General features: G+C 75.4%; 5 protein-coding genes. 3 read left to right on the top strand and 2 right to left on the bottom strand.

All coding sequences use genetic code 11. The features are described 5' to 3' along the window. Positions 1-108: 108 nt before the first annotated feature. Positions 109-1,068, bottom strand: a complete 960-nt coding sequence (locus MHW47_RS32560; RefSeq protein WP_239227449.1) for a dihydrodipicolinate synthase family protein — start codon at positions 1,066-1,068, stop codon at positions 109-111. Positions 1,069-1,216: 148 nt separating this feature from the next. On the opposite strand from MHW47_RS32560, the gene MHW47_RS32565 reads away from it, so the two are divergent. Beyond that, entirely contained in the window at positions 1,217-1,906 is a 690-nt protein-coding gene (locus MHW47_RS32565; RefSeq protein WP_239227450.1) for a FadR/GntR family transcriptional regulator, read from the top strand. Positions 1,907-1,940: 34 nt separating this feature from the next. On the opposite strand, the gene MHW47_RS32570 is transcribed toward MHW47_RS32565, so the two are convergent. Continuing rightward, complete coding sequence (locus MHW47_RS32570) at positions 1,941-2,528, bottom strand: TetR/AcrR family transcriptional regulator (protein WP_239227451.1); 588 nt, start codon at positions 2,526-2,528, stop codon at positions 1,941-1,943. A gap of 115 nt (positions 2,529-2,643) precedes the next feature. Here MHW47_RS32570 and MHW47_RS32575 point away from each other — a divergent pair, with 115 nt between their 5' ends. Next, positions 2,644-3,759, top strand: a complete 1,116-nt coding sequence (locus MHW47_RS32575) for an FtsX-like permease family protein (RefSeq protein WP_239227452.1) — start codon at positions 2,644-2,646, stop codon at positions 3,757-3,759. Then, a partial coding sequence (locus MHW47_RS32580) for an ABC transporter ATP-binding protein (RefSeq protein WP_239227453.1) occupies positions 3,756-4,377 on the top strand: 622 nt, incomplete at its 3' end. The genes MHW47_RS32575 and MHW47_RS32580, both read left to right, overlap by 4 nt.

Here is a 4,377-nt window from a genome sequence, read left to right on the forward strand (position 1 = left end):
GGCGGGCCAGCACCGTGCCGTCCGCGCCGAACAGGGCGGCGGCGATCTTCGTGCCGCCCAGGTCCAGGCCGACGACCGGCTGCGGGGCGGCGTCCGCCGTGGCGGCCGTCATCGGACCGGCGGCAGGCCGGCGTCGCGCAGCCGTCCGGAGACGTGCGCGACGGACTCCGCCGAGAGCGGGAGCTGCGGGAACGCGGTGTCGCCGCACTCGATGACGCCGAGCAGCCGCAGCGCTGCCTTGAACGAGCCGAGCGCCGACGAACTGCGGCCCATGTCGGCCTCGGGGCCCGCGTCGACCATGGCGAACAGCGCGGTCAGCCGCTCCTGTTCGGTGGCCGCCGCCGCCCAGTCCCCGGCCCGCGCGGCCTCGTACAGCCGCACGTACCCGGCCGGGTCCACGTTGCCGAGGCCGGGCACGACCCCGTCCGCGCCGGCCAGCAGGGCCGCGTCCACGGTCAGTTCGGAGCCGGTGAGGACGCTGAACTCCGGCGCCGGGCCACCGGTCCGCCCCTCGCGCCCGCCCAGGGCGACCAGGAGCCGGCGCAGCCCGCCCTCGTCGCCGCTGCTGTCCTTGAGCCCGGCCAGCGTGCCGTCCGAGGCCAGTTCGCCGATCAGGGCGGCGGTGAGCTTGCTGTGCACGGAGACCGGGATGTCGTACGCGAACAGCGGCAGGTCCACCTCGGCGCGCAGCCGGCGGAAGTGCCGGGCGATCTCGCGGGGGTGGGTGCGGGTGTAGAAGGGCGCGGTGGCGACCAGGGCGTCCGCGCCGAGGGCGGCGGCGGTCCGGGCGTGCTCGGTGACCCGCGCCGTGGTGGTGTCGATGACCCCGGCCAGGACCGGAACGCGGCCGTCGGTGGCGTTGACGACGGTCTCCAGGGCCGTGGCGCGCTGCTCGTCGGTGAGGTAGGCGACCTCGCCGGTGGACCCGAGCGCGAACAGCCCGTGCACCCCGCCGCCGATGAGGTGGTCGACGAGGCGGGCGAGCGAGGCGGTGTCGATCTCGCCGCGCGCGTCGAGCGGGGTGCAGACCGGCGGGACGACGCCGCGCAGGGGTGCGGTCAGAGGCATGGGAGGGCTCCAGCTGAGGGGGAGGCCGGACCGGGGCCCGAGCGGCTCCCCGGAACGAGACATGAGACGTAAGATGTCCTATGTCTGCTCACCTTAATCAGATGCTCCTGCGACCGGTCAAGGGGCAACGGCACCCCGGGAGGACGTTGTGGCGCGGCCCACCATGGCTCAGGACATCGAGCGGAGGATCAAGGAACTGATCCTGGAGCGCCGGCTCGCGCCGGGCGACGCCCTGCCCACCGAGGGCGAACTGATGGACCTCTTCGAGGCCGGCCGGGTCTCCGTGCGCGAGGCCCTGAAATCCCTCCAGGCCGTCAACGTCGTGGAGATCCGCCGGGGTTACGGGACCTTCGTGGGCTCCCTCTCGCTGTCCCCGTTCGCCGAGGGCCTGGCCTTCCGCGCCGCCGTCCGCCACCGCCGGGGCGAGCCGGGCCTGGCCGAACTCATGAAGGTGCGCGAGGCGCTGGAGGCCGGTCTCGTCGGGACGGTCGCGGCGGGCGTCCCGCAGGACGGCCTCGACGTGCTGCGCGCGCTCGTCGCGCGGATGGAGACCGAGGCGGCCGACAGCGGCCGGGTCGCCCGCGCCACCGACCGCGCCTTCCACCTCGCCCTGTACGCCGCGCTCGACAACCACCTGCTCAGCGAGGTGCTGGACGCGTTCTGGGCGGCCATGGACCGGGTCCGCGAGGACGTCGACGACGGCCACCAGGACCCGGCCGTCACCTGTGCCCAGCACCGGGAGATCGTCGACGCGGTCGCGGCGGTCGACGGCGAGCGCGCGGTCCGGGCCATGCGCACCCACTTCGACGGCATCCGCGCTCGCCTCGCGGCCGGCTGACGGGCTGCGCGGCGGCCGGCGGGCCGGCGGGCCGCTATCCGGCCGGAGTGCCCGTGATCGCCGTGACCGCCATGCGCACCGCCCGCTCGGAGACCGCCCGGTAGTCGTCGCCCGACTCGATCGCCGTCGTGGCGGCGTTCACGATGCCCTGGAGCAGGACCGCCGTACGCCGGGGGTCGTCCTCGCCCAGCTCGGTGAGCGCGCCGATCAGCGGCGTGAGCAGCTCCGCGTGCGCCCGGCCCGCGCTCTCCCGCACCAGCTTCGCGTCCCGCACCCCGGCCAGGGCGCGGGCGATCCGGTGCTCCCCGCTCCGCACCAGCTCCAGCTGGGCCGACACATAGGCGGCGATCCGCTCGCGCGGGGTGTGCGCCGCCGCCATGCCGGACCGGATCGCGTCCGTCCAGCGGGGCAGCGCGTCCTCCACCACGGCCGCCAGGAGTTCGGGCCGGCCCGGGAAGTACTTGTAGACGCTGTTGCGGGCCAGGCCCGTGGCCCGCGCCACGGCGGCGAAGGTGACCGCCTCCGCGTCGCCCTCCTCCAGCAGCGCGCGGGCCGCCCGCACCAGGGCCAGCCGCTGCTGGGCGTGGTGCTCGGCGACCGTGGCGGCGCTGATGCGGGGCATCCGCCCAGTTTAGGAGCCCCACCCCGGGACCGGACCCCCCGCTTGGGGACGGTGCGTCGCCATCATCTATGTTGGCGACGCACCGTCCCTAAATCTTTCCACGAAGGGAACCGCCGTGTTCCTCGCTCTGCTGGAGCTGCGGGCCGCCCGAGGGCGCTTCGCGCTCATGGGGTCCGTCGTGGTGCTCGTCGCCGCACTCGTCGGCATCGTCTCCGGTTTCACCACCGGCCTCGGCGACGACACCGTCTCCGCCCTGCGCGCCCTGCCCGCCTCCCACCTCGTCTTCTCGTCCGACGCCCGGTCCGACCAGTTCGCCCGCAGCCTCCTCGGCACGAAGGCGGCCACCGCCTGGCGCGAGGACGCCGGCACGGACGTCACCCCCCTCGGCGTCTCCATCGCCCGGGGCACCACCGACCGGGGCGCCGAGGTCGACCTCGCCGCCTTCGGGGTCGAGCCGGACGGCTTCCTCAGCCCCGCCGTCACCGGCGGCAGCCGGCTCACCGCCGCCGACCCCGGCACCGTCGTCGTCTCCGCCGCGCTCACCGACGAGGGCGTGGCCGTGGGCGACACCCTCGTCATCGACCGCCTCGGCATCGAGCTGCGCGTCGTCGGCACCACCGGCCGCCTCAGCTACGGCCATGTGCCCGCCGCCTACGTCCCCCTGGAGACCTGGCAGCGCATCCGCTTCAGCACCCCCGGCGCACCGGCCGCCACCGAGGTCCCCGACCAGTTCGGCGCGCTGGCCCTGCGCTCCGCCCCCAACACCCCGGCGGCCGAACTGGACGCACGCCACTCCACCACCACGCTCACCAAGGAGGAGGCGTACGAGGCGGCCCCCGGCTACACCGGCGAACGCGTCACGATGACCTCGATCCAGGTCTTCCTCTACCTGATCGCCCCGCTCGTCGTCGGCGCCTTCTTCGCCGTGTGGACCGTGCAGCGCGGCCCCGAACTCGCCCTGCTCCGCGCCCTCGGCGCCTCCCGCAGGCGGCTCCTCGCCCACACCGTCGTGCAGGCGGCCCTGGTCGTCGTGGCCGGCACCGCGACCGGCGCCCTGCTCGCGGCGGCGGTCGGCCTGCTGGTGGGGGAGCAGGTGCCGTTCAGCCTGCCCGCCGCCACCCTCGTCACCACCATGTGCACCGTCGCGGCCGTGGGCCTCGCCGGTACCGCGCTGACCCTGCGCCGGGTCACCTCCGCCGATCCGCTGATCATGCTGGGAGCCGACCGATGAACGACCCGATGCCCCGGCCGCTCGAACTGGACGGCGTCACCGTCTCGTTCGGGCGGGGCGAGACCCGCACCACCGTCTTCGAGGGTCTCGGCCTCACCTTCGAACCCGGGGTGATGACCGCCCTCGTCGGCCCGTCCGGCTCCGGCAAGTCCTCGCTGCTGGCGGTGGCGGGCGCCCTGCTGCGGCCCGAGGCCGGCCGGGTCCTGCTCGGTGACGAGGACCTGGCGGCCCTCAGCGACGCCGGGCGCGCCCGGGTCCGCCGCGAGCGCATCGGCTACATGTTCCAGAGCGGCAACCTGCTCTCCGCGCTGCCCGCCGTCGAACAGCTCCTGGCCGCCGCGTACATCGGCGGGCGCAGCCCCCGCGCGTACCGGGCCCGCGCCGAGGAGGCGCTGCGCGCGGTCGGCCTGGGCCACCGGCTGCGCCACCGCCCCGAGCAGCTGTCCGGCGGCGAACGCCAGCGCATCGCCCTGGCCCGCGCGCTCTTCCTGTCGCCCCGGCTGCTGCTCGTGGACGAGCCGACCGCCGCCGTGGACCGCTCGCAGGCGGGCGAACTGGCCGAACTGCTGGCCGCCCGCACCCGCGAGGACCGGTGCGTCACCGTCGTCGCCACGCACG

It is taken from the genome of Streptomyces sp. OfavH-34-F, assembly GCF_022347745.1.
Lineage (GTDB): Bacteria > Actinomycetota > Actinomycetes > Streptomycetales > Streptomycetaceae > Streptomyces.

Bases quoted from the DNA above. Each gene is read 5' to 3' on its own strand.
- MHW47_RS32570 (WP_239227451.1), bottom strand. From the start codon at position 2,528: ATGCCCCGCATCAGCGCCGCCACGGTCGCCGAGCACCACGCCCAGCAG.
- MHW47_RS32560 (WP_239227449.1), bottom strand. From the start codon at position 1,068: ATGCCTCTGACCGCACCCCTGCGCGGCGTCGTCCCGCCGGTCTGCACC.